Genomic DNA, 1,248 nt, shown 5'->3' on the forward strand with positions numbered 1-1,248 from the left:
TAATCGCAGACCCGGACCTGACGGGTGACGACCGTTCCAATCGACTTCGGGCCGGCAGTCTCGAAGACCCGACGTGTCTCGGTGTGGCAGCCTTCGATCGAAGCAACGTGGGCTCGATCGCCCGGGGCGCACGCGCCGAGCAGCAAACCGACGCCGAGAAGACTGACGCGCAAGTTCGCGCCAACGAAAGCAGGAGCGGTTCTCATGTCAATGCTTCCTCTGCGGAAGGCTCAGCCGGCTGGCTCGGGCCTTCGATGTCGACGACGATCTTGCGGTCCCTCTCGGGATGCAGACCGTGTGATCAACATCTGACATCTCAGTATTGCCGCCGGTAGCCGGCTCGAATTAGCATCAGCTTCAATTATTTTTTGAAAGTGGCGCGATGGACGTCGACGACCTGAACCTTTTTGTCCGTATCGCGCGGCTGCGCAGCATCAGTTCAGCTGCCCGCGACCTGGGCGTCAGTCCGGCCAGCGCGAGCGCTCGGCTGGCGGCGCTTGAGAAGAGGCTCGGGGTTCGGCTTCTCCACCGGACAACGAGGCAGACGACTTTGACGGAGGACGGGCTCGCTTTGCTCCCCCATGCGGAGCACGTCGTGCTGGCGACCGAAGCCGCCCGAGCCGCCGTAGGGCACCGTCAGGCCGTGCCGCGCGGCACGTTGCGGGTAGCGGCTCCGGCTTCGTTCGCCCGGATGCACATCGTGCCGGGGCTGCCCGACTTCTGCAGTCGTTATCCTGAATTGGCCATCGACTTCCGCATCTCGGACAGCGTCGTCGATCTGGTCGAAGGCGCCTTCGATGTGGCGGTCCGATATGCGAATCTCGATGACTCGTCCTTCGTCGCGCGGCAGCTCGCTCCCGATCGACGCGTGCTGGTCGCTTCGCCTGACTACATTGATCGCCGCGGTCGGCCGAACACGCCCGACGATCTCGCCGGGCACGCCTGCCTGGTCGTCGGCACGCTCGATCTCTGGACGTTCCAAGGGCCGGGTGGCGAGCGTATCGAGCGGAGGGTCGCCCCGACACTTCGTATCAACGACGGTGGGGCGGTGCGCGACGCAGCCTGCGCCGGGCTCGGCGTCGCTCTCATGGCGACTTGGTGCGCGGCGGATGAACTTCGGTCCGGCGCCCTCGTGCCGATCCTGCCCGATTATCCGCTCATCTCGACCCAATCCCTTTGGGCGCTCTATCCGAGTTCGCGCGAGCTCGCGCCGAAGGTCCGGGTCATGATCGACTGGCTTGCCCAGCG

At 65.1% G+C, this 1,248-nt stretch carries 2 protein-coding genes; one reads left to right on the forward strand and one right to left on the reverse strand.

The window, feature by feature from the left end; genetic code table 11:
• Window positions 1-206: hypothetical protein (locus ACIKT0_RS18545; protein WP_407106786.1), on the reverse strand; the 206-nt coding region annotated here is incomplete at its 3' end.
• A gap of 176 nt (window positions 207-382) precedes the next feature.
• Between ACIKT0_RS18545 and ACIKT0_RS18550 the strand changes: the two genes are divergently transcribed.
• Window positions 383-1,248, forward strand: an 866-nt coding sequence (locus ACIKT0_RS18550; protein ID WP_407106787.1) for a LysR family transcriptional regulator, incomplete at its 3' end; no start/stop codon positions are given.

Source organism: Hansschlegelia beijingensis, assembly GCF_045505405.1.
Classification (GTDB): Bacteria; Pseudomonadota; Alphaproteobacteria; order Rhizobiales; family Methylopilaceae; genus Methylopila; species Methylopila beijingensis_A.